We start from the raw sequence: 25,387 nt of genomic DNA, 5'->3' as shown, positions 1-25,387 counted from the left end.
GTCGCTAGACGGTGTGCTTCAGTCAGTCCGTCGAAGTCCGGGTCGCCCTCATGAACGAACGAACCGAGGTTGACAGAGCCCAGGACGCCATCAATGCGCCCCTCAGGACGTCTTCAGCGCCTGCACCATCTCCGTCAGCCGGCCGAACGACGCCGTGCCCGCGACCACCGTCGTCGCGCCCTTGTCCTCGCTCACCAGGGCGTCGTACGTCTTGCCCTCGTAGCGCTGCCAGGTCCGGCCGCCGATCTCCTCGGTGGTCTTCGTCCTCACCGCGCGCTGCGTGGCCTCGTCGATGAACTCGGACGGCTTGCCCGTGGACTGCTTGACCGCGACGTACTCGCCGTCCGGGTCCAGGAAGCCCAGGTGCCAGCCGTCGTGCTTGGCGCCGTCGAAACGGACCGACGTCGGCTTCCACGCCTTGGCCAGACCCTCGGGCGCGGCCACCGGATACGCCGCGGCCCTGCGGGCGGTCAGCAGCTCGACGCGGTAGTCCACGCGCTTGACGGGGGTCTTGGACTCGTCGTGCGGGATGAAGATGTAGATGACGCCCGCGACGAGGCAGATCACCACCATCGACCACAGCATGTTCCGCACGGTCTGCTTGCCTTGTCTTCCAGCCACGTGCCCATCGTCGCAGGTCCCCGCGGACCCCTTGCGCCCGCCCTGCGCACCGGCGCCCGGTCCGCTCATGCGTGGGGCCCTCTGCTCATTTTGTCGGCCTACGGATAGAGTCAACCCAAACCCTCATCCGGCCGCCCTCCCGTCTCCCACCACCGCCCTTCCAAGGACGCCCTACGGGCGCGCCACTTTTTTGTATCAGCAGAAAGGTGCTCTCCGATGACCGAGCATCATCTCCCTTCCGAGCTCGAAGTCTCTCCCGAGGCCCCCGACCGCAACCTCGCCCTGGAACTCGTCCGGGTCACCGAGGCCGCCGCCATGGCCGCGGGCCGCTGGGTCGGCCGCGGCGACAAGATCGGCGCCGACGGTGCCGCCGTCAGGGCCATGCGGACCCTCGTCTCCACCGTCTCGATGAACGGCGTCGTCGTCATCGGTGAGGGCGAGAAGGACGAGGCCCCGATGCTCTTCAACGGAGAGCGCATCGGTGACAGCACCGGCGCCGAGGTCGACATCGCCGTCGACCCGATCGACGGCACGACCCTGTGCGCGAAGGGCATGCCGAACGCCATCGCCGTGCTCGCCGCCGCCGACCGCGGCGCCATGTTCGACCCGTCCGCGGTCTTCTACATGGACAAGCTGGTCACGGGTCCGGAGGCCGCCGACTACGTCGACATCAACGCCCCGGCGTCCGTCAACATCCGCCGCGTCGCCAAGGCCAAGGGCCGTTCGCCCGAGGACGTCACGGTCATGATCCTCGACCGCCCCCGCCACGAGGGCATCGTCAGGGAGATCCGCGAGACCGGCGCGCGCATCAAGTTCATCTCGGACGGCGACGTCGCCGGTTCGATCATGGCCGTGCGCGAAGGCACCGGCGTCGACATGCTCATGGGCATCGGCGGCACCCCGGAAGGCATCATCTCGGCCTGCGCGATCAAGTGCCTCGGCGGTGTGATCCAGGGCAAGCTGTGGCCGAAGGACGACGCGGAGCGGCAGCGCGCGATCGACGCGGGCCACGACCTGGACCGCACGCTCTCCACGACCGACCTGGTCCGCGGGGACAACGTCTTCTTCGTCGCGACGGGCATCACCGACGGCGAGCTGCTCCAGGGCGTGCGCTACGCCGCGGAGACCGCGTCGACCTCGTCGCTGGTCATGCGCTCCAAGTCGGGCACGATCCGCAAGATCGACTCCGACCACCGGCTCTCGAAGCTGCGCGCGTACAGCGCCATCGACTTCGACCGCGCGAAGTAGCAAGAAGTAGCAAGCAGCAAGTAGGCGCTGCGAAGCGCCAGTTGCGTACGTCGAAGGGGGCGCCCCGTGCGGGGGACGCCCCCTTCGGCGTACCGACTGTTATCCGGCGGCGGCGATGGGGCCTGCGGTGTGTGCCGCCTTCTTGAGCTCCAGGTCGCGCCTGCGGCGCCGGGCGAGCACCACGCGGCGCTCGGCGGCCGTGAGGCCGCCCCACACGCCGTACGGCTCGGGCTGGAGCAGGGCGTGTTCCCGGCACTCGACCATCACGGGACAGCCGCCGCAGACGCGCTTGGCGGCTTCCTCGCGGGAGAGGCGGGAGGCGGTCGGTTCCTTGGACGGGGCGAAGAACAGCCCCGCCTCGTCTCGCCTGCACACCGCTTCGGTGTGCCATGGGGAGTCCTGATTCCGATCGCGCACTGGCACCCGCTGGCCGGGAACGGCGGCGACCTGCAGGGACTGATGCGACGGTTGCAGCACGGGTCTACTCCTGACGACGGCTTCGCGAGCGAGAGACGATGCAGCAAGCTCTACCCGCTGTGCATGCGCCTATGCACTGAGTTCCGATGAACGCCCGCCGCCGCCCCTCGGGGCCGTCAGTGACCCAGGTGCTTGCGCAGCTGCTTGTGCAGATCGCGCACCAGCTTGCCGCGCTTGGGCCGCGCCTCGATGCTGCCGAGGACCGCGAAGCCGTCGACGAAAACGACCGGGGCGTCGCGCTCGGCCGCGTCGAGGGTCTCCACCTCGAAGCTGCCGAGCACGCCCGTGCCGCTGCCCCGCAGCGAGATGTTCTCCGGGACGCGGATGTCGACGCTGCCGAAGACGGAGACCGCCTTGATGACGACCTGCTGCTGCTCGAAGATCGCCTCGCTGAGGTCGATCACGACGCTGCCGAAGATCGCGTACGCATGGGTGCGGCGGCCGACCCGCCAGCGGCCCTTGCGCACCGAGCTGCTGAAGACCGCCACCAGGTTCTCGTCGGCCACCGGGGGCACCACGCCGTCCGAGGGGCGGGAGGGGGCGGGCTCGGGGGCCGCCGTCGCGTACGCCGCACCGCCGGCCGCGGGCAGGTCGCTGACCAGCGGCTCCAGCTCCGCCACGGTCTTCGCGCGATAGACGCCGTCGATCCGCTCGCCGTGCTCCTCAGCCGTCAGCCGGCCCTCGGCCAGGGCTTCGCGGAGGATGTCCGCCGTGCGGTCCCGGTCCGCGTCGGAGGCGCGCAGGGCTGCGGGCCGCGGTTCCGGTGAGGGCTGCTGAGGGCGCTTCTCTAGGTCCACACCAGCCAGCGTACCCAAACGCGATAGATCGCGACTACCCCTCGACCCGTGCTACTGAGCCTTACCTCACAGACTCGGCCGTCCTGTGGCGTTCTACGCTGGTTGGCGCGTCGCCAACGGAGGCCGCGCTGCTGTCTGCCGAGTGAGGAATGGCCGTAATGCCAGAGTTTGAGTACTCCGATCTGCTCCCGCTGGGAGAGGACACCACCCCGTACCGGCTGGTGACCTCCGAGGGTGTCGCCACCTTCGAGGCCGACGGGCGGACGTTCCTCAAGGTCGATCCGGAGGCACTGCGCAAGCTCGCCGCCGAGGCGATCCACGACATCCAGCACTATCTGCGGCCCGCGCACCTGGCGCAGCTGCGGCGCATCGTCGACGACCCCGAGGCGTCGTCGAACGACAAGTTCGTGGCGCTCGACCTGCTGAAGAACGCGAACATCGCGGCGGCCGGCGTCCTCCCCATGTGCCAGGACACCGGCACGGCGATCGTCATGGGTAAACGCGGCCAGAACGTCCTCACCGAAGGTGAGGACGAGAAGGCGCTCTCCAAGGGCATCTACGACGCGTACACGAAGCTCAATCTGCGCTACTCACAGATGGCCCCGCTGAACATGTGGGAAGAGAAGAACACCGGGTCCAACCTCCCGGCGCAGATCGAGCTGTACGCGACCGACGGCGGCGCCTACAAGTTCCTCTTCATGGCCAAGGGCGGCGGCTCGGCCAACAAGTCGTTCCTGTACCAGGAGACGAAGGCCGTCCTGAACGAGGCCTCCATGATGAAGTTCCTGGAGGAGAAGATCCGTTCGCTCGGCACGGCGGCCTGCCCGCCGTACCACCTGGCGATCGTCGTCGGCGGCACCAGCGCCGAATTCGCCCTGAAGACCGCGAAGTACGCCTCCGCGCACTACCTGGACGAGCTGCCCGCCGAGGGCTCGCCGACCGGGCACGGCTTCCGGGACAAGGAGCTCGAGGAGAAGGTCTTCGAGCTGACGCAGAAGATCGGCATCGGCGCGCAGTTCGGCGGCAAGTACTTCTGCCACGACGTGCGCGTGGTGCGCCTGCCGCGCCACGGTGCCTCGCTGCCCGTCGCGATCGCCGTCTCCTGCTCGGCCGACCGCCAGGCCACCGCGAAGATCACCGCCGATGGCGTCTTCCTGGAGCAGCTGGAGACGGACCCGGCGCGGTTCCTGCCGGAGACGACGGACGAGCATCTCGACGAGGCCTCCGACGTCGTGAAGATCGACCTGAACCAGCCCATGGACGACATCCTCGCCGAGCTCACCAAGCACCCGGTCAAGACCCGGCTCTCCCTCACCGGCCCGCTGGTCGTGGCCCGCGACATCGCGCACGCCAAGATCAAGGAGCGGCTCGACGCGGGCGAGGAGATGCCGCAGTACTTGAAGGACCACCCGGTGTACTACGCCGGTCCCGCAAAGACCCCCGAGGGTTACGCGTCCGGCTCCTTCGGCCCGACCACGGCCGGCCGGATGGACTCCTACGTAGAGCAGTTCCAGGCGGCGGGCGGCTCCAAGGTGATGCTCGCCAAGGGCAACCGCTCCCAGCAGGTCACCGACGCCTGTGACGCGCACGGCGGCTTCTACCTGGGCTCGATCGGCGGCCCCGCCGCGCGCCTCGCCCAGGACTGCATCAAGAAGGTCGAGGTCGTCGAGTACGAGGAGCTCGGCATGGAGGCGGTCTGGAAGATCGAGGTCGAGGACTTCCCCGCCTTCATCGTGGTCGACGACAAGGGCAACGACTTCTTCCAGGACCCGGCCCCGGCGCCGACGTTCACCAGCATCCCGGTGCGGGGCCCGGGCCTGAGCTGACTCGGCGGCAGCACCCCGTCAGGGCCGTTCAGTTTCTGACGTGGAACTCCAGCTTCTCGTAGTCCCCGTCATCGGTGGCGTGGATGTAGCCGCGTGCCTCTTCGTAGTCGCCAGTTCCGCCGGTGATCGCGATGTCGAACGTGGGCAGTTCCTCCGACTCGCCGAGCGGCGTTATGGCCTGACCGGCGATGTGGCCGCCCGAGAGCACGAAGGTGCCCACGCACAGCAGGTCGGCGGGGCCGGCGGCGCGCACCACGGTGCACGTCACGCCGTCCCTGCCGACCTTGCCACCGCCTTTGCTGTCATACAGGTCGTCGGCGAAGGCGAAGCTGTCCCCGACTTCGGGTGCCTGCTGCTCGCTCTCGCCCTCGTCGTCCTCGCTCGCGATCTCCTTCGCGTAAAGCGTGAACTTCTCGTCGTCCTGGGCGGGCGCGGCGAACGCGGGGGACGAGGCGGTGAGGGCGACGGACGCGGCCAGGCAGACGCCGAGCGCGCCGAGGGTCCTGAGGTGGGGAAGCATGTGCCGCCTCCTGTGGGGTGGTGGACCTCCCCCCTCTTCTCCCTTCCTCATTCTCCGACGTTCGCCCCGGGTCTGCCTCCTGGAAGCGGTGGCGGAGGAGACCCGGGGCGACGGGGCCTACGCGAACTTCTGGTTCGCCGACCCGTTGCACTTCTGGAGCTTCAGCGGCTCCTTCGGGGATGCAAGCCCCAGGCAGAGCCCGGTGTCCGACGCGGGGCGCAGGGTCCCCGACTCGCGTACGAACTTCTGGTTGGCGCCGCCGTGGCAGTTCCACAGCGTGACGGCGGTGCCTTCCTTCGCCGTTCCGGGTACGTCGACACAGCGGTCCTGCGTCAGACCGGTGTGCGGTGACCGCTGCCCGGCGTCGTACCACCAGGTCTGATTGCGGTTGCCGGTCGTCGTCCCAACCGCCCGGGTACAGCTTGGGGCTGCCCGTGCTCGCCGGGTCGGCACAACTGGCCTCGTTCCAGCCCGAGTTGCAGAGCCGATCTCCAGCAGGGTCAGGCTTCGTCGAACAGCACCTGCGAGGTGTCGATGACGTGCACCACCAGGACGATCAGCAGGCCATCACTGATCACGTACTCCAGAGCCAGCGAGTGCGTGAGGGCGATGGACCTGGTGTTCTCGTCCCCCGAGATGGGCGATGACACCTTGGTCCTCGGGTCCTGCGCAAGCGCGGCGGTCCCCCGCGCGAGGAGCTGCCGGCGATCCTCCGGGAGCCTGTCGCGAATGCGCGCCGCCTGCTCGGAGAAGATCACGTTGAACGCGGCGCGGGTCACTAGGGCCTCCGGGTCTTGCGTCGAGGCTCCCAATTCTGCCCGCCTGCGGGCGCTTCTCCAACGCCCGCAGGTCAGCCCTGTCCGCCCCTGAGGGGTACCCGCGCCTGCCGGCCCGGCGCGCACTTGCCCGCGCAGGTGCCCCGGCTGAGCAGGAAGCGCGTCACGCAGTCCGTCATCACCGGGGAGAACTCGAGGTCGTCGTTGGCCCCGATGACGAGCAGGATCGACTTGATCTTGGTGTTGCGGGCCTTGATGGCGAGGTTGTCGCTCTGCACCAGCTCGTCGGCGTACTGCTTCTGGCCGCCGATCCTGATGTTGACGGTACTGGCTCCCGAGCAGGCGACGTTGTACGTCACGTCGGCAGGGATGCCGGTGCGGTGGATCGCGGCGTCCGGGGAGCGGTGGCACCAGTTGTCGGGGCCGTCGGTGCCGGGTTCGTACGTCCCGACACCCTCTCCGGAGATCTCGCTGTCGCCGAGCGAGATCAGTCCGGTCTTGCGGTCGGCGAGCGGGCGCTCGGCCGGGTCGCCGTAGAGCCTGGTCGCCTCGTCCGCCCGGATCTTCTCGAGTTCGGGCGGCAGCGGAGTCGACGCGGGCGCCGCCATCGCGCCGTTGCCGCCGCCGTTCCCGCCGTCCGCCGCCTGGGCGGGCATCGCGGCCGTGCCGAGCACCGCCGCCATCGCGACGGCCGCCGCGAACGTACATCTCAGCCTGCCCTGGCGGCTGCGTCTGGTGCGCTTCATCGCGCCTCCCCGGTTTGGTGTTACCCACGGTTTTTACTGGCCAGTAGGGCGCTTGGGAATACCTGGAACAAGACAAGTGCTCAACTTTTCAGCGGGTTCTGACGGAGAGGTAGGTTCGAGGCATGACCAGCGACGCCAGTGGTGAGTACCGGATCGAACACGACTCCATGGGCGAGGTGCGGGTCCCCGCGCACGCCAAGTGGCGGGCCCAGACACAGCGGGCGGTGGAGAACTTCCCCATCTCCGGGCAGCGCATCGAACGCGCCCACATCGCCGCTCTCGCGCAGATCAAGGCGGCCGCGGCGAAGGTCAACGCGGAGCTCGGCGTGCTCGACAAGGACATCGCCGAAGCCGTCGCGGACGCGGCGGGCGAGGTCGCCGAAGGCCGCTGGGACGAGCACTTCCCGGTGGACGTCTTCCAGACGGGGTCCGGCACGTCGTCGAACATGAACACCAACGAGGTGCTCGCCACGCTCGCCACGGAGCGGCTCGGCCGCGACGTACATCCCAACGACCACGTGAACGCCTCGCAGTCCTCGAACGACGTCTTCCCGTCCTCCATCCACATCGCGGCGACGGGCGCCGTGACGGGCGATCTGATCCCCGCCCTGGAGCACCTCGCCGCCTCCCTGGAGCGCAAGGCCGAAGAGTTCGCGGACGTCGTGAAGTCCGGGCGTACGCATCTCATGGACGCGACGCCGGTGACCCTCGGGCAGGAGTTCGGCGGGTACGCGGCACAGGTGCGGTACGGCGTCGAGCGGCTGCGTTCGTCGCTGCCGCGCCTGGCCGAACTGCCGCTGGGCGGCACGGCGGTGGGCACCGGGATCAACACGCCGCCCGGGTTCTCGGCGGCCGTGATCGCGGAGGTGGCGCGGGCCACGGGTCTTCCGCTGACCGAGGCGCGGGACCACTTCGAGGCGCAGGGGGCGCGGGACTCCGTCGTCGAGGTGAGCGGGCAGCTGCGGGTGGTGGCCGTCGGCCTGACGAAGATCTCCAACGACCTGCGGTGGATGGCTTCCGGGCCCCGGACGGGGCTCGCGGAGATCAACCTGCCCGATCTGCAGCCCGGTTCGTCGATCATGCCGGGCAAGGTGAATCCGGTGATTCCGGAGGCGGTCCTCATGGTCGCCGCGCAGGTCACCGGGAATGACGCGACGGTCGCCGCGGCGGGGGCCGCGGGCAACTTCGAGCTGAACGTGATGCTTCCGGTCATCGCCAAGAACGTGCTGGAGTCCGTGCGGCTGCTCGCCAACGCGTCGCGGCTGCTCGCCGACCGGACGGTGGACGGGGTCACGGCGAACCGTGAGCGGGCGCTCGAGTACGCCGAGTCCTCGCCCTCTGTCGTCACTCCGCTGAACAAGTACATCGGGTACGAGGAGGCGGCGAAGGTGGCGAAGAAGGCACTGGCCGAGCGGAGGACGATCCGGGAGGTCGTGCTGGCCTCCGGGTACGTCGAGCAGGGAGATCTCACGCTGGAGCAGCTCGACGAGGCCTTGGACGTGCTGCGGATGACCCGGCCCTAGGAGCGGTCGCCGGGGCGGTCGGACGGGCTACTGACATCACGCACCGCAGGGGCTACTAACATCTCTGCATGACAGCGCACATGACGCCGCCAACGACGAGCAGCGACGACGCACGCTGGGCACCCGGCTCCCACGTGTTGTGGCGGTACAAGGAGAACGCCGGGGAGCAGGTTCACATCTGTCGGCCCGTCACCGTCGTACAGGACACGGACGAGCTGCTCGCCGTGTGGATGGCGCCGGGGACGGAGTGTGTGAAGCCGGTGCTTGCCGACGGGACGCCCGTCCATCACGAGCCCCTCGCCACCCGGTACACCAAGCCCCGCGCCCTGTGCAGGGACCGCTGGTTCGGCACCGGCGTGCTGAAGCTGGCGCGGCCGGCCGATCCGTGGTCGGTGTGGCTGTTCTGGGATCCGGGCTGGCAGTTCAAGAACTGGTACGTGAACCTCGAAGAGCCGCGCGCACGTTGGGCCGGAGGGATCGATTCCGAGGATCACTTTCTGGACATCTCTGTGCGACCGGACCGCAGTTGGCGCTGGCACGACGAGGATGAGTTCGCACAGGCTCAGCGTGCCGGTCTGATGGGGGAGGCAAAAGCGCAGGAAGTACGGGCCGCGGGGCTCGCCGCGGTCGAGGTGATTCAGGCGTGGGGCGCACCGTTTTCGGACAACTGGCAGCAGTGGCGGCCCGATCCGGACTGGGGCATTCCGCCCCTTCCGGATGACTGGGACCGCACGCCCGCGCATGTGACGTCATGAGACCCTTGATGCGCCCCCATGGTTCAAACGTAGGATCGTCCTCCGCAAGGGCGCACAGCAGCAACTCAGCATCAAATCCCTGAGCTTGCGCGTTGCCTGACTGGTTGTCATCGCTGGTTGTCATCGAGGGGCGGCAGAACGTGAGCGAGGCGAGCGAGTTCGACAGGTACGGCGGGCCATCCGGCCTGCCCGACCGCACGGGCCAGGCCGAAGCGTTCGACGCCATCGGGCAGCACTACGACGACGCCTTCCCGCACAAGGAGGGCCAGCTGGCCGCCGGGCGCAGGATCGCCGAAGCGCTGCCGACCGGGTCGAGGGTGCTCGACGTGGGCTGCGGGACCGGCCTGCCGACCGCACGTCAGCTCACCGACGCCGGGCACACCGTCCTCGGCGTCGACCTGTCGTCCGGCATGCTCGACCTGGCCAGGAAGAACGTGCCTGCGGCGGGCGCCGAGTTCCGGCAGCTCGACGTGGCGGAACTGCGGGCCGAAGGGCCGGACGGCGTGGGGCAGTTCGACGGGATCGTGGCGTTCTTCGCGCTGCTGATGCTGCCGCGCGAGGAGATCCCGCACGCGCTGCGGCTGCTGCACGGACTGCTGCGCCCCGGTGGCCTGCTCACGCTGTCCATGGTCGAGGCCGATCTGGATGACGCGACAATTCCGTTCCTGGGGCACACAATCCGGGTATCCGGTTACCTGCGGGACGAACTGCGGCAGGTCGTGCGTGACGCGGGCTTCGACATCATCGATGAGGACACGTACTCCTACGCCCCCGCCAGTACTGACGTACCACCCGAGCACCAGCTCTTCCTGCACTGCCGACGCGGCTGACCCACCTAGCCCCCGGAGACCACGGCGCAGCCCCGGACGGACGGATCGAAACGCGTGACGGAGCACCCCACCCCCGACGAAGGCCGACAGTCCCGAGCTGCCCGGCCGACCGCCCCCGCGGACCCGCGCGGGGCGCTGGTGCGTGCCCCGGAGGCACCAGGCGGCACGGGCGCGCCCGCTTTATCCTCACAGGCACGGACCGGCGACGCGGCACAGGCACGGACCGGCGACGCGGCAGCCGCCCAGGCCCGCACCGGCGACCCCGCGGCGAGCCCCAGCGACGAGCACGCCCAGTCGTCGGGGGCCCCTGCATCGCAGCCCGACCCGCACCGCCCGCGCCCCGTGCCCGAGGGCGTGCCGTCCCAGCCGGGTCCCGAGCAGCCCAGGCCGGCGGTCGGTCCGGGCGGTCCCGGCAGTCCTGGCAGCCCCGGTGGCCCCGGTGGCGAAGAGCGGCGCACGGGGCAGCCCCGGCCGCCAGGATCGGGCCCCGCCGCGATGCGCCGCGACGGCGACCGGCTGCGTTTCGTGGGCGCGGCCACCCGGCGCATCGCCCGCGGCATCGATCTGGACGAGATCGTGATGGGCCTGTGCCGGGCCACGGTGCCGACGTTCTCCGACGCGATACTGGTCTATCTGCGCGACCCGCTGCCGGTCGGCGAGGAGCGGCCGACCGGTGCGCTGATGCTGCGCCTGCGCCGCACCGACCGGATCCCGGAGGAGCCCGACACCGACGGCGGCACCATGCCCGCCCTCCAGGCGCAGCCCGACCTGGTGACGACCGCCGAGCTGTGCGAGGTGCGCCCCGGCGGCGCCCTCGCCGAGGTTCTGCGCGGCGTACGCCCGGTGTTCGCCGACTCCCCCGGAGCCCGCGCCGCGCTGCCCGAGCTGCTCGGCGACGGCCGGACCGTGCCGACGGGGCAGCGCACGATCCTGGCCCCGCTGCGCGGCAGGCGCCGGGTGATCGGCGCGGCGGTGTTCCTGCGCCGCCCCGACCGCCACCCCTTCGAGGCGGACGACCTCCTTGTCGCCGCCCAACTCGCCACGCACAGCGCGCTCGGCATCGACAAGGCCGTGCTCTACGGCCGCGAGGCGTACATCGCCGACGAGTTGCAGCGCACCATGCTGCCGGAGACGCTGCCGCGCCCGACCGGCGTCCGCCTGGCCTCCCGCTATCTCCCGGCCGCCGAGACGGCGCGGGTCGGCGGCGACTGGTACGACGCGATCCCGCTGCCCGGCAGCCGCGTCGCCCTTGTCGTGGGCGACGTCATGGGCCACTCCATGACATCGGCGGCGATCATGGGCCAGCTGCGGACGACCGCGCAGACCCTGGCCGGGCTCGACCTGCCGCCCCAGGAGGTCCTGCACCATCTGGACGAGCAGGCCCAGCGCCTCGGCTCGGACCGCATGGCGACCTGTCTGTACGCGGTCTACGACCCGGTCGCGCACCGCATCACCATCGCCAACGCCGGCCATCCGCCGCCCGTCCTGCTGCATCTGGGCGGCCGTGCCGAGGTCCTGCGGGTCCCGCCGGGTGCGCCCATCGGCGTAGGCGGTGTGGACTTCGAGGCGGTGGAGCTGGACGCCCCCGCGGGCGCCACGCTCCTCCTCTACACCGACGGGCTCGTCGAGTCACGCCTGCGCGACGTGTGGACCGGCATAGAGCAACTGCGCGAACGGCTCGCCGCCACCGCCCAGTTGACGGGTCCCGACCACCCGCCGCCCCTGGAGGCGCTCTGCGACGAGGTGCTCGACATGCTCGGCCCCGGCGACCGGGACGACGACATCGCGCTGCTCGCCGCCCGCTTCGACGGGATCGCGCCGAGCGACGTCGCGTACTGGTTCCTTGAGCCCGAGGACGCGACGCCCTCGCGCGCCCGGCGGCTCGCCCGCAGCGCCCTGGAGCGCTGGGGCCTCGAGGAGCTGACCGACTCCGTGGAGCTGCTCGTCAGCGAGGTCGTGACCAACGCCGTGCGGTACGCGTCGCGCCCGGTGACCCTGCGGCTTCTGCGCACCGACGTACTGCGCTGCGAGGTCGGCGACGACGTGCCGCAGTTGCCCCGGCTCCGCCAGGCCCGCGCCACCGACGAGGGGGGCCGCGGGCTCTATCTGGTCAACCGGCTCGCCCGGCGGTGGGGGGCGACCCGGCTCAGCACCGGCAAGGTGGTCTGGTTCGAGCTGAATCATGGCTCGAACCCGGAATCGAGCAGAAACTAAGCGGTAGTTCTTTTGCGGTAGTTCTTTTGCCGCGGGCCGTGGGGGCTGGTCGCGCAGTTCCCCGCGCCCCTTACGGGGCGCGGGAGCGCTGGCCTCAGTCCCTGTCCGGCCGCCCGTTCGGGTTCTCCGGGATCTCGATGGAGCCGGAGGGGTCCGGCTCCTCCGGGTCACCCGTCGGCGGCACGGTCGTCGGCTCGTCCGTCGGCGGCTCGGTGCTCGGCTCCTCCGTCGGCGGCTCGCTGGACGGGGTCTCCGTCGGCGGCTTCGTCGTCGGGTCCTCGGTCTCCTCCGGCTCCTGCGTCGGCTCCCGCGGGGCCTGCGTCGTCGGGTCCGGCGGCGGCGCGATGGCCGCGCCCATGGACGTGTCCAGGTCGAACTCGCTGGGCGAACCCATCGCGTCGAAGGTGTACGCCGCCCAGATCTGGGCCGGGAAGCTGCCGCCGTCGACGCGCGGCAGACCGCCCGCGCCCCTCATGGAGACCTGCTTGCTCTCCTCGTCCGTGCCCGCGGCGCCCTCACCGAACAGGCCGACGGAGGTGACCAGCTTCGGCGTGTAGCCGGTGAACCAGGCCGACTTGTTGTCGTCGGACGTACCGGTCTTGCCCGCCACGTCCTGCACGGGACTGCGCACCGCACTGCCCGTACCGTCGTCGACCACACCGGTCAGGACCGAGGTCAGCGAGTCGGCGGTGCCGCGCTCGACGACCTGCTCGCCGATCGGGTCCGGCAGTTCGATCGTGCGGTCCTTGTGCTCGACCGACGCCACGATCGCCGGGGTGACCTTCTTGCCGTGGTTGTCGAGCGTCGCGTACACACCCGCCATCTCCAGCGGGCTCGCGCCCATCGTGCCCAGGGTCTGCGCGGGCACGGCGGGCAGGCCGTCGACGTCCATGCCGAGATCGCCGGCCGTCTTCAGGACGTCCTCCATGCCGACGTCCACGCCCATCTGCGCGAAGACGGAGTTGATGGACTTGTTCATCGCCTTCTGGACAGTGACCGGGCCGTAGCTCTTGTCGTCCTCGTTCGGCGGCGCGAAGGCGACCTCGCTGCCCTTGACCGGGCGCTCGCTGGTGCCGTCGTAGACCGTGTTCGCGGTGATCGGCTGGTCGGACTGGGTCTTGCTGCCGTTCTCCAGGGCCGCGGCGAGGATCAGCGGCTTGAACGTGGACGCGGGCTGGTAGTCACGCCGGGTCGCGTTGTTCGTGTAGTGCTTCACATAGTCCTCGCCGCCGTACATCGCGAGGACCTTGCCCGTCTTGGGGTCGACGGAGGCCGCGCCCGCCTGCACCCGGGCGTCCGCCTTGCGCTTGTCCGGGTCCAGCTGGTCGTTCAGCTTCTTGTCGACGGCCTTCTCGAGCAGCTTCTGCTTCTTCTTGTCGATGTTGAGCGTGATCGTGTAGCCGCCCGCGTCGAACTGCTCCTCGCTGAGGTGCCCGGCCCGCATGACCTCGGCCTTGGCCTCCTTGACCAGATAGCCGGTCTGGCCCTCGAGGCCGGGCGCGGCCTGCGGCTTCTGCGGAACGTCGAACTTCAGGCCTTCGCGCTTGCTCGCGGGCAGCCAGTTCTCCTCGACCATGTTGTCGAGTACGTAGTTCCAGCGCTCCTTGACGAGCTTGCGGCTCGCGGGCGTCGCGGACGTCCAGTCGTACTGGCTGGGGGCCTGGAGGAGGGCCGCGAGATAGGCGCCCTGCGAGACGTTCAGCTTCTCGGCGTCCACGCCGTAGTACGCCTGGGCCGCGGCCTGGATGCCGTAGGCGCCGCGGCCGTAGTAGCTGGTGTTGATGTACCCGGCGAGGATGTCGTCCTTGCTCGTCTCGCGGTCCACCTTCAGCGAGATGACCAGCTCCTTGAGCTTGCGGGTCACCGTCTGGTCCTGCGTCAGGTAGTAGTTCTTGACGTACTGCTGGGTGATCGTCGAGCCGCCCTGCTTGCCCTTGCCGCTGACGGTGTTGATCAGGCCGCGGGCGGTGCCCTTGAAGTCGACGCCCGTGTCCTTGTAGAAGGACTTGTTCTCGGCGGCGACGAACGTCTTCTGGACTTCCTTGGGCACCTTCTCCAGGTCGACGACCTCGCGGTTCAGCTCGCCCGTCCTGGCCAGGACCGAGCCGTCCTTGTACTTGTAGACGTTGCTCTGCAGCTTGGCCGCGGCATTGCCCTCGGGCACGTCGACCACCATGTAGAGGACGACGAAACCGAGCATGCCGAGCAGGCAGAGCCCGAAGAACGCGCCGAGGATCTTCTTCAGCGTGAAGAAGCGGCGTATACCGCTGCGCTTGGGTTTGCCGTCGCCGGCCGGGCTCGGGCGCGCTGCCCGGCGCGCGCCGCGCTGCCGCGCCTGTCGCTCTTCCGCTCGGCCCATGGCTCTGAGTGCTCCGCTTCCGTCTAGTCCACATACGTACGTCGAGTCAGCTCACGAAGCTAACACCGCACCCTGGGACAAACTCCTGCCGATCCGGTCTTTTCCGGACGTGACAATGAGCACCTGCCCTTAAGAACCGACGAACACAGACCCCAGAAGGTTGCCCGCTTCTCGAACCTGTGAGCTCCGCACCGAGCTCTGCACTGGGCGTATACACACCACGTATACACACCGTGTAGAGTGCCGTGCATGTCCATCGGTCACACCCTCCTCGGCCTCCTTGAGTCGGGCCCGCGCCACGGCTACGACCTCAAGCGCACCTTCGACGAGAAGTTCGGTCACGACAAGCCGCTGCACTACGGCCAGGTCTACTCGACCATGTCCCGCCTCCTGAAGAACGGCCTCGTCGAGGTCGACGGCATAGAGGCGGGCGGCGGCCCCGAGCGCAAGCGGTACGCGATCACCGAAGCCGGCATCACGGATGTCCAGCGCTGGCTCGCAACCCCGGAGAAGCCGGAGCCCTATCTCCAGTCGACCCTCTATACGAAGGTCGTCCTCGCCCTCCTCACCGAGCGCGACGCCGCGGAGATACTCGACTCCCAGCGCGCCGAACACCTGCGTCTGATGCGCATCCTCACCGACCGCAAGCGCAAGGGTGACCTCGCCGACCAGCTGATCTGCGACCACGCGCTGTTCCATCTCGAAGCCGATCTGCGCTGGCTCGAACTGACCGCCGCGCGCCTCGGCAAGCTCGCCCAGGAGGTTCGCCCCGCATGACCCCCGCAGGTTCCCTCCTCACGGCCACCGGTCTTCGCAAGGCGTACGGTGCGACGAACGCGCTCGACGACGCCGAGTTCTCCATCCACCCCGGCGAGGTCGTCGCCGTCATGGGCCCGTCCGGCTCGGGCAAGTCCACCCTGCTGCACTGCCTCGCGGGGATCGTCAGGCCCGACGCGGGCTCCATCACGTACAACGGCCGCGAGCTGACCGGTCTGCCGGACGCCACGCTGAGCGCGCTGCGCCGCAGCGAGTTCGGTTTCGTCTTCCAGTTCGGGCAGCTGGTGCCCGAACTGACCTGCGTCGAGAACGTCGCCCTTCCGCTGCGTCTCAACGGCGCCAAGCGCAAGGACGCCGAGGCCACCGCCCGTACCTGGATGGAGCGCCTGGAGGTCGACGACGTCGTCGCCAAGCGGCCCGGCGAGGTCTCCGGCGGCCAGGGCCAGCGGGTCGCCGTGGCCCGCGCGCTCGCCACCAACCCGCGCGTGCTCTTCGCCGACGAGCCGACCGGCGCGCTCGACTCGCTCAACGGCGAGCGCGTGATGGAGCTGCTCACCGACGCCGCGCGCTCGACGAACGCCGCCGTCGTCCTGGTCACCCACGAGACGCGGGTCGCCGCCTACTCCGACCGCGAGATCGTCGTGCGCGACGGCACGTCACGCGACATGGAGCGGGTCGTATGAGCCTCGACACCCGCACCAAGGCGCAGGCGCCGCCACCGCCCTTCCCCGAGGACACCGCGCCCAGGGGTGCCCGCACCTGGGCCCGCGACCTCGTCATGGGCATACGTTTCGCCGTCGGCGGCGGCCGCGAGGGCTGGACCCGCACGATCCTGACCGCCGTCGGCGTCGGCCTCGGCGTCGCCCTGCTGCTCGGCGCGGCATCGGTGCCGCAGCTGCTGCAGAACCGCGACGACCGTTCGTACGCACGCACTCCGTACGCCTCGATGGACGCGAAGCCGCCCAAGGCCGGCGATGCGACGGTGCTCGTACGCAACACCGGCACCCAGTTCCACGGCCGGACGGCCACCGGCATGTTCCTGAAGGCCGACGGGGACCACCCGGTCCTGCCGCCGGGGCTCGACAGGATCCCGGCGGCAGGCGAGATGGTCGTCTCGCCCGCACTGCGCGACCTGCTGAACGAGAACAAGGTGCTCAAGGAGCGCTTCAGCGGCTTCCGCCAGGTCGGCACCATCGGCGACGCGGGACTTCTCTCGCCGCTCGAGCTCTACTACTACGCGGGCGCCGAGAAGCTCACGGCGACGGGCGGCGCCCATCGCGTCGCACGCTGGGGGCAGGACGACTCCCTCCCCCTCGACCCGTTCCTCATGGCGCTCGTCGTACTGATCTGCGTCGTCCTTCTCACCCCGGTCGCGATCTTCATCGGTACGGCCGTCCGCTTCGGCGGCGACCGGCGCGACCGGCGCCTCGCCGCACTGCGCCTGGTCGGCGCGGACGCCCGCGCGGTGCGCCGGATCGCGGCGGGCGAGGCCCTGTTCGGGGCGCTGCTCGGGCTCGCCGCGGGCGCCGTCTTCTTCCTGCTCCTTCGCCAACTGGTGGGCGTGGTCGACCTGACGAACGTCAGCGCCTACCCGTCCGACATGGCGCCGGAGCCCGGTCTGGTCGCCCTGGTCGCGGTGGCCGTGCCGGTCTGCGCGGTCCTGGTGACGCTGCTCTCGCTGCGCTCGGTGGCCATCGAGCCGCTCGGCGTCGTCCGGGGCGGCAAGCAGCGCAGCCGCCGCCTGTGGTGGCGGGTGCTGCTTCCGGTCGCCGGCATCGGCATCCTGCTTGCGTCCGGCCGCGTCGAACGCGACGTCGGCTCCTTCGTGAACGTGCCCGCCATCGCGGCGGGTTCGGCCCTCACCCTGATCGGCCTCAGCGCGCTCCTGCCGTGGCTGGTCGAGGCCGTCGTGGGACGGCTTCGCGGCGGGCCCGTGCCGTGGCAACTCGCCGTGCGCAGGCTCCAGTTGACGAGCGGAACGGCGGCCCGCGCGGTCAGCGGGATCACCGTCGCGGTGGCCGGAGCGGTGGCGCTGCAGATGATGTTCGCGTCCATGCACGACGAGTTCAACAAGATGACCGGCCAGGACACGAGCCGCGCCCAGCTCACCGTCCACAGCATGAGCGGCAACGGCCCCCTCGCCCAGCGGATGATCGACGAATTCACCCGGACCGAGGGCGTCACCAAGGTCATCGGCACCGTGCAGTCGTACGTCACCCGCCCCGGCAACACCAAGGTCAACGACATCACGCCGACCACGCAGCTGACCATCGGCACCTGCGCGACCCTGCGCGAGCTCGCGGACGTCGGCTCCTGCAAGGACGGCGACACCTTCGTCTCGCACACCAACAGCCGGGAGCAGAACACCTGGCTCGACCGGACGGCACGCCCCGGCAAGCCGGTCAATGTCGGCGAGGACCCCGACTTCGACCCGCGCGCCGAACCGGTCCTCTGGACGCTCCCGAAGGACTCCCGCACCGTCAAGGCCCGCCCCAACCCGTCCGGCAGCAAGATCGACGGAATCCTCGCCACGCCCGCCGCCGTCGACATCGAGAAGCTGTCCGACGCGACCACGACCTCCTGGGTCAAGCTCGACCCGAAGGAGCCGGAGGCCGAGGAGTACGTGCGCAACGCGGCCGCTCACATCAGCCCGCTCCTCGGCGTGGACTCGATGCAGTCGGTCGACCGCGACAAGCAGTACGCGTCCATCGCACGCGGCCTGCAGATCGGCGCGAGCGTCACGATGGCGCTGATCGCCGCGTCCATGCTGGTGTCGATGATCGAGCAACTCCGCGAACGCAAGCGTCTGTTGGCGGCTCTCACCGCGTTCGGCACGCGCCGCTCCTCGATGGCCTGGTCGCTCCTGTGGCAGACGGCGCTCCCCGTCGCCCTCGGTCTCGCCCTCGCGGTCGCCGGCGGCCTGGGCCTCGGCGTGGTCATGACCCGCATGATCGGCAAGGAGGTCACCGACTGGTGGTCGTTCCTGCCCCTGACGGGGGTGGGCGCGGGGATGGTCGCGATCGTGACCGTGCTCAGCCTGCCGCCGCTGCGGCGGATGATGCGGCCGGATGGCTTGCGTACGGAGTAACTCCGCTTATGTACGCGCTACGTTGCCGGTGCGGGGTCACAACACCCGCACCGGCAACGGCTTTACGGCCCCCCTCAGAGCGGCGGCCAGCTCTTCGTACTCCGCAGCACGCGCAGCGCCGGTACGCATCGCGAGGGCGATCCGCCTCGTCGGCGCCGGGTCCGCGAAGTACCCGGTGAGCAGCTGACTGCTGCGGCTGGTCTCGACGCGCACGGCGGTGCGCGGAAGCAGCGTGACCCCGAGCCCGCCGGCCACCAGCTGTACGAGGGTGGAGAGCCCGGCGGCGGTCGTCGTCACCGGGGCGTCGGCACGCCCCGCCTCCCGGCAGATGTCGAGGGCCTGGTCGCGCAGGCAGTGCCCTTCGTCGAGCAGCAGCAGATTGAGTTCACGCAGGGCGTCGCGCGGGATCCCCTCCCTCCCGCCGAGCCAGTGGTCAAGGGGCGTGACGAGCACGAAGTCCTCGTCGAACAAGGGCAGTTCGGTCACACCAGGAACCCCGAGCGGCACCGCGAGCAGCAGCAGATCGAGCCGCCCTGCGCCCAGGCCCTCGATCAGTGACGAGGTCTGCTCCTCGTGCACCTGAAGATCCAGATCCGGATACTTCTCATGTACGAGCCCTATGACGGTCGGCAGCAGATAGGGCGCCACGGTCGGGATCACGCCGAGCCTGAGCACCCCGGTGAACGGCGCGCGCACCGCGTCGGCCTCCTCCATCAGCGCCCCGACCTCATCGAGCACGGCCCTGGCCCGCACCGCGAGCCGCTCGCCGGCCGGGGAGAGCAGGACCTTGCGCGTCGTGCGCTCCAGGAGCTGGACACCCAGTGCCTCCTCCAGGGCCGAGACGGCTCCGGACAGTGCGGGCTGACTCATCCCGATTGCCACCGCCGCGTCCCTGAAGTGCAGATGCTCGGCCACGGCCGCGAAGGCGCGGAGCTGCGCCAGGCTGGGCTGCTTGCCCCTATTTATGGCTCGCACTGATAGTCACCTCCGATCAACAGGACAGAGTGTAGCTATTTCCCTAATCAATGCACTCTGTGCCACGATCGACAGCAGTCCAACCCCCTGGAGCCCCTTACCGGGGTTCCGCTGCTTGCAAGGAGAGCGCGTGCTCACTGTCGGTGACAAGTTCCCCGAGTTCGACCTGACTGCCTGTGTCTCGCTGGAGAAGGGCTCAGAGTTCGAGCAGATCAACCACAAGACCTACGAGGGCAAGTGGAAGATCGTCTTCGCGTGGCCCAAGGACTTCACCTTCGTGTGCCCGACCGAGATCGCCGCTTTCGGCAAGCTGAACGACGAGTTCGCCGACCGTGACGCCCAGGTCCTCGGCTTCTCCGGCGACTCCGAGTTCGTGCACCACGCCTGGCGCAAGGACCACCCGGACCTGACGGACCTGCCCTTCCCGATGCTGGCCGACTCGAAGCACGAGCTCATGCGTGACCTCGGCATCGAGGGCGAGGACGGCTTCGCGCAGCGCGCCGTCTTCATCGTCGACCAGAACAACGAGATCCAGTTCACGATGGTGACCGCCGGTTCCGTCGGCCGTAACCCCAAGGAGGTCCTCCGGGTCCTCGACGCCCTCCAGACGGACGAGCTCTGCCCGTGCAACTGGAGCAAGGGCGAGGACACCCTGGACCCGGTCGCGCTCCTCTCGGGCGAGTGAACGGAGCCTTTTGACATGGCACTCGACGAACTGAAGTCCGCCGTACCGGACTACGCCAAGGACCTGAAGCTGAACCTCGGCTCGGTCATCGGCAACTCGGACCTGCCCAAGCAGCAGCTCTGGGGCACGGTGCTCGCCTGCGCGATCGCATCCCGCTCCCCGAAGGTGCTGCGCGAGCTGGAGCCCGAGGCGAAGGCGAACCTGTCGGCCGAGGCGTACACGGCCGCCAAGTCGGCCGCGGCCGTCATGGCGATGAACAACGTCTTCTACCGCACGCGCCACCTCCTCTCGGACCCCGAGTACGGGACGATGCGCGCCGGTCTGCGGATGAACGTCATCGGCAACCCGGGTGTGGAGAAGGTCGACTTCGAGCTGTGGTCGCTCGCGGTCTCCGCGATCAACGGCTGTGGCCAGTGCCTCGACTCTCACGAGCAGGTGCTGCGCAAGGCGGGCGTGGACCGCGAGACGATCCAGGAAGCCTTCAAGATCGCCGCGGTGATCCAGGCTGTGGGCGTCACGCTGGACTCGGAAGCGGTGCTCTCCGAGTAAGCGGGTCGTCGAAAGGGCCCCGCCGACCTCCGGGTCGGCGGGGCCCTTTCGCGTACGCCGGACCCTAGGGCGCGAGTACACGCCCCGCCGCGAGCACCGAGGCCACGGTGCCGCCCGCCACCACGGACGAAGCGGCGATGACGGGCACACGCAGGGCCCACGCGCGCAGCCCCGTCGAGCCGGACACCCGGGTGAGAAGGGCGTCGCGCCCCTTCAGTACGGCGAGGCCGACCCCGGCAAGGGTCAGCGCCATGCCCGCCCCGAAGGCTCCCACCATCGCGAGTGCCGTACCCGCCCGGCCGCTGAGCAGCCCGGCCAGCAGCACGAGGAACGCGGATGGCGAGGGCAGGAGCCCGGTTGTGGTCGTGGTGTCTGCGGCGCCGTTGTGGCTGGTCGCGCCCACGCGGCGGAGCCGCACATGTCACAGCCCCGCGCCCCTTCGGGGGCGCTCCCCCGTGCCGCCCCCTCCTCAGCCGCACCAGCAACGCCACCCCCACCCCCACCACAGCCAAGGCCGCCACGAGGTTCAGCCACCCCGTCAGTGACGCGATGTCCGGCGTGCTCTCGGCCGCCAGCCACCAGCCCACCGCCAGGGCCGTGACCGACACGGTGTGTATGAGTGCGACGATCGCGCCGAGCCATATCGCGTCCCGGGCCCGGCCACGCCCTCCCACCAGGTAACCGGCGGCAAGGGACTTGCCGTGCCCGGGTGCGCACGCGTGCAGGGCGCCCACCGCCAGGGACACGAGGAGGGCCAGCGGCAGGAACACCCCGTGGTCGAGGACCGCCGCCCCGGACGAGGCGAGCGTCAGCGTGCGGGCCGGGGCCCGCGCCGTGTGCAGGCCTCCGCCGCCCCGCGGTGTCACGGAGACCGTGCGGTAGGCGCGGTCGACGTCCGTCAGGGCGGTGACGGTGAGGGTGATCCTGTCCACCGGTCGCGGGCAGGCGAAGCTCAGGCGGGTGCCCGACGCCCGCTCGACGGGGCAGGTGTCCCCGTCCTGTCGTACGCCGATGTGTGAGCCGAGGTAACTCGCCTCGTCCCCACGGGACTTGTCGGCCAGGACGGCCCGGTCGTCAGGCTGCGCCGACCAGTTGACCTCGACGGTCGAGTCCCGCGCCTCGACCTTGACGACGGGTGGCGTACCGAAAGGGTGTGCCTGCGCCGTCCCCGCGCTGCCGATCAGCAGCGCGGGGACGGCGGTCAGGACGAGCAGCACCCCGGTGCGGAGTGTTCGCACAGTGCCGCTTCCCCTCAGCCGCGGCGCGCGGCCAGCGCGTGGATCGTGCCGTCGTCGGTGAGGGCGAAGATCCGCCCGCCACTGACGGACAGCGCCGATGTGACGCCCGCGCCCAGGTCGTAGGCGTGCACCTGCTCGCCGGTCGAGCGGTCCATGACCAGCAATCGGCCGTCCCAAGTCCCCACGTACACATGGGACTTGGTGACCAGCGGATGCATGGTCGGCGATCCTTCGCCCGCCGTGCAGCCCATGGCGACCCGCCACTCGTCGTCCAGCGGACTCTCCCCCGGCAGATAGCCGGCCTTGGTCTGCCAGAGCGGCTTCGACGGGTCGGCGGCGCTCGTGTCATAGGCGCGTACGACACCGTCGCGCCCCGCCACGTACGCGGTGTCGCCCCACACGGCCGGGCTGGTCAGCGGCGCGGGACCCGGCTCGCAGACGCCCGAGCCGCCCGCCGTCGACTCCCAGGTCTGCGCGCCCGACTTCGGATCGAATCCGCGGACCCCCGATGACGTGAAGGTCACCAGTTGCGGACCGCCCGAGGCAGCCGGGTCGGTGAGGACGGGCGACGAGTGGCTGTCGATGCCGCCCTTGGTGTCCTTCACCCACAGCTGCTTGCAGCTCGCCAGGTCCATCGCGATGACGGAGTTGCTCGAACCGGAGTGCAGATAGGCGGTGTTGGAGCCCGGCTCGCGCACCACGGTGCTGTGGAACTGCCCCCACGAGCCCGCGGCCGCGAATCCGCCGGGCAGCTTCTCGCCGGTCTTCGCGTCCCGGCAGCGCACCGTGTCCCAGTCCTGGTAGACGGCGACGGAACGGCCACCGGTCGCATCGCCGCTGAGCCCGAAGACGCTGACCGGGCCGCCTGCCCGCCCGTAGCGCCGCACGGTGTCCCCGTGCTGCTCCTCGCGGTCGACGGTCTCCCAGACGATGTGCCCGTCGTCCGGGTCGATGGCGTAGACGCGGCCGACGCCGGTCGTCAGATAGACCCGGCCGCCGTGCAGCGCGGGCGCCGACTCCGCGTCGCCGTCCAGATAGGTCCGCCAGATCTCACGGCCCGATGCCACGTCGTACGCGAGCATCATGCTGTACGGCGAGTCGAAGGCCCGCGACGAGACGATGACCTTGCCGTCGGTGACGACCGAGCCGTTGAGGTTGAACTGCTCCCCGGTGTGGCGCGCCCACTTCAGGTCGAGCACAGGCCCGGGATCGTCCGCGCTCGCGGAGCGTCCCGCCTCGTCGCCGCCCTGCCGGGCCCAGTCCTGTCCCGCGGGCACCGCTTCGGCCTTCCGCACCACGGTGAACGGGTTCTTCAGCGCGGGCCAGGCCTTGCCCCTGGTGTCGTACGCGACGGTCTCGGCCGTGTACGCGCCGGGCCGAAGGCCCCGCAGCAGGTTGCTCGCCCGCGTCCAGGAGCCGCGGGCCTCGGGACAGGGCTCGGGCTTGCCGCCCGGCGGCGTGTAGCAGTTCTCGATGCCGGGCTTCGACGCGCCGTCGCCGAAGTCGCCGAACCGGAGCGACTCGCGCCGCACGACATCGCCGCGCTTGTCCCGCACGGTCACCTTGGCCCGCTGCGGAGTGCGCCCGTCGTCCTCGGCGTACACCTCGACGGGCACGCCGTCCTTCGCCGCGTGCACACTGCCCCGCGCGGGGCTGACAAGCGCGGCGTCGTCGTCGACCTCGAACTGCCGGTGGATTCCAGTGACATGACCGGTGTCCTCGTCGCGTTCGGTGCGCGGGTCGTCGGTGATGCCGCTGAAGTCGAGGACCTTGTAGTCCGGGCGTGCGCCGTCGATCCCGTACGTGCCCTGGTTGTTGATCTCGACGGAGCGCTTGAAGGCGCCGCGCCGGAACTCGGCCTGCTGGTTGTGGCCTGCCGCGACCATCCGCACGTCGTACTTGGCGAGTTCGTCGATGGTCGGCTGCATGCCCGCGCCAGGACCCCACTGAGTGAACAGCGAGCGGTGCGCGAAGACGAACACCTGCTTGCCGACCGCGTGTTGGGCGAGATCCCGGCGCAGCCACTCCAGCTGCGGCTTGAGCCCGCTCGCGTCGTAGTTGTCCTCGAGTACGACGATGTGGCGGCCGTCGCGGTCGAAGCTGTACCACTCGGGGCCGAGGTTGCGGCGGTAGTACTCCAGGCTGCCCGCGTACCCCTTGGAGGCCGCAGTGCCGCCGAAGTCGTGGTTGCCCATCACCGGGTAGAAGGGGTGACCGAGCTTGCCTTCCTTGAGCCCCTTGCTGAAGAGGTCGTAGGCGCCCTGGCGGCGCGGCTCCTCGGCGTAGTCGGTGACCGTGAGGTCGCCGGTGGCGATCTGCATGGTCGCCCCGTCGACCTCGGACATGGCCCGAACCTGACCGGTCCACTGCGGCAGGGCCTTGCGCGCCTCGTCGTCCGTGCGGTTGCCGACCTCGGTGTCGGAGTTCATGACCCACTTCTCGGTGGGGTTCGCGGCGTTCTTGTCGGGGACGAGCGCGAAGTCGGCGTCCGCGGAGCCGCTCTCGGCGACCTCGCGGAAGTACCTCGGGATGTAGTCGTCGCGCAGCGCGGGCGTGTAGCCGTCCGGCGAGACGATGCTGACGAGGTCCGTCTCACGCCGGGTGGGATCGATCTCCAGACGGTACGAACCGTCGGGCCCCGATGCCGTCCACACCGCCCCGTCGGTGACATCGACGCCCGGCATGGGCCGCTCGCCCTTGTCCCGCTTGCCGTTGGCGTTGGCGTCCCGGAAGACGGTGCCCGTCACGGTCACGGTGCCCGCCGCGTCCGCGCCGTCGGCGTACGCGGCCTGGGGCGCCAGACAGGACAGCGCGACCGTCCCCGCGACGGCGAACCGCAGTCGCCGGGGCCGCATCAGCCTGACGAGCAGCGGGAGTTGCCAGGCGGCGAGCGCGAGGAAGGCCCCTGCCGCCGTCACCAGGAGCACGGTGGCCCAGGGGAACGAGGGCGGCGCGTGCACACCACGGGCATCGGCCACCGGCGTGGCCGCATTCGCATCCGCCGCCGTGCCGTCGAACTCGACGACGACCTGGCTCAGTCCGCCCTTGTCGAGCAGGGCGCTCAGGTCGACGGAGTCGAGCCGGCAGCTCCACGCCAGTTCCACGACGACGCCGCCCGGCACTCCGCCGCTGTCGCCCGGCACGCCGGAGCCGCTGACCGGGCAGTCGGCCGCGAGCAGCCGGGACGCCCAGGCTCCGGCCTCCCCCGCGGACACCACGTCGTGGTGCACGATCAGCCGCCCGCTCGTGACGCCGTCACCGGGGGCGACGACGAGTTCGGCGTGCTCGCGCGACACGTGCGCGGCGGCGGGCTGAGCCCCGATGCCGAGCATCAGGACGAGCAGCCCGAGCAGGAGCCCGCCCGCGGTGCGTATCCGCCTGTA

General features: G+C 70.2%; 21 protein-coding genes and 1 pseudogene. 11 read left to right on the top strand and 11 right to left on the bottom strand.

Annotated elements, in window-relative coordinates:
* Positions 1 to 102 precede the first annotated feature (102 nt).
* Positions 103 to 621 (bottom strand): DUF4245 domain-containing protein, encoded by a 519-nt coding sequence (locus AB0O76_RS42735; RefSeq protein WP_365502991.1) that lies wholly within the window; start codon positions 619 to 621, stop codon positions 103 to 105.
* Between the two features lie 216 nt (positions 622 to 837).
* On the opposite strand from AB0O76_RS42735, the gene glpX reads away from it, so the two are divergent.
* Positions 838 to 1,869 (top strand): class II fructose-bisphosphatase, encoded by a 1,032-nt coding sequence (gene glpX, locus AB0O76_RS42730; RefSeq protein WP_365502988.1) that lies wholly within the window; start codon positions 838 to 840, stop codon positions 1,867 to 1,869.
* 99 nt (positions 1,870 to 1,968) lie between these two features.
* On the opposite strand, the gene AB0O76_RS42725 is transcribed toward glpX, so the two are convergent.
* Both AB0O76_RS42725 and AB0O76_RS42720 read right to left on the bottom strand, forming a co-directional pair.
* The gene (locus AB0O76_RS42725; protein WP_266870433.1) at positions 1,969 to 2,346 is read right to left on the bottom strand and encodes a WhiB family transcriptional regulator; all 378 of its coding nucleotides are present in this window, start codon (positions 2,344 to 2,346) and stop codon (positions 1,969 to 1,971) included.
* A 116-nt stretch (positions 2,347 to 2,462) separates the two neighbouring features.
* The gene (locus tag AB0O76_RS42720; protein ID WP_365502984.1) at positions 2,463 to 3,143 is read right to left on the bottom strand and encodes a DUF1707 domain-containing protein; all 681 of its coding nucleotides are present in this window, start codon (positions 3,141 to 3,143) and stop codon (positions 2,463 to 2,465) included.
* 158 nt (positions 3,144 to 3,301) lie between these two features.
* Here AB0O76_RS42720 and AB0O76_RS42715 point away from each other — a divergent pair, with 158 nt between their 5' ends.
* A complete protein-coding gene (locus AB0O76_RS42715; RefSeq protein ID WP_365502981.1) occupies positions 3,302 to 4,969 on the top strand; it encodes a fumarate hydratase in 1,668 nt (555 codons plus the stop codon).
* 28 nt (positions 4,970 to 4,997) lie between these two features.
* Here the strand turns inward: AB0O76_RS42715 and AB0O76_RS42710 are convergent, their stop codons facing one another.
* The 4 genes and pseudogenes from AB0O76_RS42710 to AB0O76_RS42695 form a co-directional block, all read right to left on the bottom strand.
* Positions 4,998 to 5,489: a dirigent protein gene (locus AB0O76_RS42710; protein WP_365502978.1), complete on the bottom strand. Its 492-nt coding sequence runs from the start codon at positions 5,487 to 5,489 to the stop codon at positions 4,998 to 5,000.
* 117 nt (positions 5,490 to 5,606) lie between these two features.
* Positions 5,607 to 5,942 carry a ricin-type beta-trefoil lectin domain protein gene (locus tag AB0O76_RS42705; RefSeq protein WP_365502975.1) on the bottom strand — a complete coding sequence of 112 codons (336 nt, stop codon included), beginning with the start codon at positions 5,940 to 5,942 and terminating at the stop codon, positions 5,607 to 5,609.
* Between the two features lie 47 nt (positions 5,943 to 5,989).
* Positions 5,990 to 6,268, bottom strand: coding sequence for a hypothetical protein (locus AB0O76_RS42700; RefSeq protein ID WP_365502972.1), 279 nt, complete (start codon positions 6,266 to 6,268; stop codon positions 5,990 to 5,992).
* Between the two features lie 95 nt (positions 6,269 to 6,363).
* Positions 6,364 to 7,011, bottom strand: a pseudogene (locus tag AB0O76_RS42695) (hypothetical protein); the annotation flags it as partial.
* 122 nt (positions 7,012 to 7,133) lie between these two features.
* On the opposite strand from AB0O76_RS42695, the gene AB0O76_RS42690 reads away from it, so the two are divergent.
* From AB0O76_RS42690 to AB0O76_RS42675, 4 genes are all read left to right on the top strand, one after another.
* Positions 7,134 to 8,534: a class II fumarate hydratase gene (locus AB0O76_RS42690; RefSeq protein WP_365502969.1), complete on the top strand. Its 1,401-nt coding sequence runs from the start codon at positions 7,134 to 7,136 to the stop codon at positions 8,532 to 8,534.
* A gap of 68 nt (positions 8,535 to 8,602) precedes the next feature.
* Positions 8,603 to 9,289 carry a DUF402 domain-containing protein gene (locus tag AB0O76_RS42685; protein ID WP_365502966.1) on the top strand — a complete coding sequence of 229 codons (687 nt, stop codon included), beginning with the start codon at positions 8,603 to 8,605 and terminating at the stop codon, positions 9,287 to 9,289.
* A 140-nt stretch (positions 9,290 to 9,429) separates the two neighbouring features.
* On the top strand, positions 9,430 to 10,119 hold the full coding sequence (locus AB0O76_RS42680) for a methyltransferase domain-containing protein (protein ID WP_365502994.1): 690 nt from the start codon (positions 9,430 to 9,432) through the stop codon (positions 10,117 to 10,119).
* A 54-nt stretch (positions 10,120 to 10,173) separates the two neighbouring features.
* Positions 10,174 to 12,333: a SpoIIE family protein phosphatase gene (locus AB0O76_RS42675; RefSeq protein WP_365502963.1), complete on the top strand. Its 2,160-nt coding sequence runs from the start codon at positions 10,174 to 10,176 to the stop codon at positions 12,331 to 12,333.
* A gap of 94 nt (positions 12,334 to 12,427) precedes the next feature.
* On the opposite strand, the gene AB0O76_RS42670 is transcribed toward AB0O76_RS42675, so the two are convergent.
* Positions 12,428 to 14,692: a transglycosylase domain-containing protein gene (locus AB0O76_RS42670; RefSeq protein WP_365502960.1), complete on the bottom strand. Its 2,265-nt coding sequence runs from the start codon at positions 14,690 to 14,692 to the stop codon at positions 12,428 to 12,430.
* A gap of 249 nt (positions 14,693 to 14,941) precedes the next feature.
* Here AB0O76_RS42670 and AB0O76_RS42665 point away from each other — a divergent pair, with 249 nt between their 5' ends.
* The 3 genes from AB0O76_RS42665 to AB0O76_RS42655 are packed head-to-tail and all read left to right on the top strand — an operon-like array spanning position 14,942 to position 18,557.
* On the top strand, positions 14,942 to 15,469 hold the full coding sequence (locus tag AB0O76_RS42665) for a PadR family transcriptional regulator (RefSeq protein ID WP_365502957.1): 528 nt from the start codon (positions 14,942 to 14,944) through the stop codon (positions 15,467 to 15,469).
* Complete coding sequence (locus AB0O76_RS42660) at positions 15,466 to 16,152, top strand: ABC transporter ATP-binding protein (protein ID WP_365502954.1); 687 nt, start codon at positions 15,466 to 15,468, stop codon at positions 16,150 to 16,152. The genes AB0O76_RS42665 and AB0O76_RS42660 overlap by 4 nt, the downstream gene beginning before the upstream one ends.
* The gene (locus AB0O76_RS42655; protein WP_365502951.1) at positions 16,149 to 18,557 is read left to right on the top strand and encodes an FtsX-like permease family protein; all 2,409 of its coding nucleotides are present in this window, start codon (positions 16,149 to 16,151) and stop codon (positions 18,555 to 18,557) included. The genes AB0O76_RS42660 and AB0O76_RS42655 overlap by 4 nt, the downstream gene beginning before the upstream one ends.
* A gap of 36 nt (positions 18,558 to 18,593) precedes the next feature.
* Here AB0O76_RS42655 and AB0O76_RS42650 read toward each other — a convergent pair whose 3' ends face one another.
* A complete protein-coding gene (locus AB0O76_RS42650; RefSeq protein ID WP_365502948.1) occupies positions 18,594 to 19,532 on the bottom strand; it encodes a LysR substrate-binding domain-containing protein in 939 nt (312 codons plus the stop codon).
* A gap of 130 nt (positions 19,533 to 19,662) precedes the next feature.
* Here AB0O76_RS42650 and AB0O76_RS42645 point away from each other — a divergent pair, with 130 nt between their 5' ends.
* Positions 19,663 to 20,217, top strand: a complete 555-nt coding sequence (locus tag AB0O76_RS42645) for a peroxiredoxin (RefSeq protein ID WP_360776765.1) — start codon at positions 19,663 to 19,665, stop codon at positions 20,215 to 20,217.
* 15 nt (positions 20,218 to 20,232) lie between these two features.
* On the top strand, positions 20,233 to 20,766 hold the full coding sequence (locus tag AB0O76_RS42640) for an alkyl hydroperoxide reductase (protein ID WP_365502944.1): 534 nt from the start codon (positions 20,233 to 20,235) through the stop codon (positions 20,764 to 20,766).
* A gap of 64 nt (positions 20,767 to 20,830) precedes the next feature.
* Here the strand turns inward: AB0O76_RS42640 and AB0O76_RS42635 are convergent, their stop codons facing one another.
* Together AB0O76_RS42635 and AB0O76_RS42630 are read right to left on the bottom strand one after the other, a co-directional pair.
* Positions 20,831 to 21,169 (bottom strand): hypothetical protein, encoded by a 339-nt coding sequence (locus AB0O76_RS42635; RefSeq protein WP_365502942.1) that lies wholly within the window; start codon positions 21,167 to 21,169, stop codon positions 20,831 to 20,833.
* A gap of 849 nt (positions 21,170 to 22,018) precedes the next feature.
* Positions 22,019 to 25,336: a PQQ-binding-like beta-propeller repeat protein gene (locus AB0O76_RS42630; protein ID WP_365502940.1), complete on the bottom strand. Its 3,318-nt coding sequence runs from the start codon at positions 25,334 to 25,336 to the stop codon at positions 22,019 to 22,021.
* Positions 25,337 to 25,387: the final 51 nt, after the last annotated feature.

The organism is Streptomyces sp. NPDC086554 (genome assembly GCF_040686095.1).
Taxonomy (GTDB): domain Bacteria; phylum Actinomycetota; class Actinomycetes; order Streptomycetales; family Streptomycetaceae; genus Streptomyces.
This window is presented reverse-complemented; position numbering and strand designations above follow the sequence as displayed.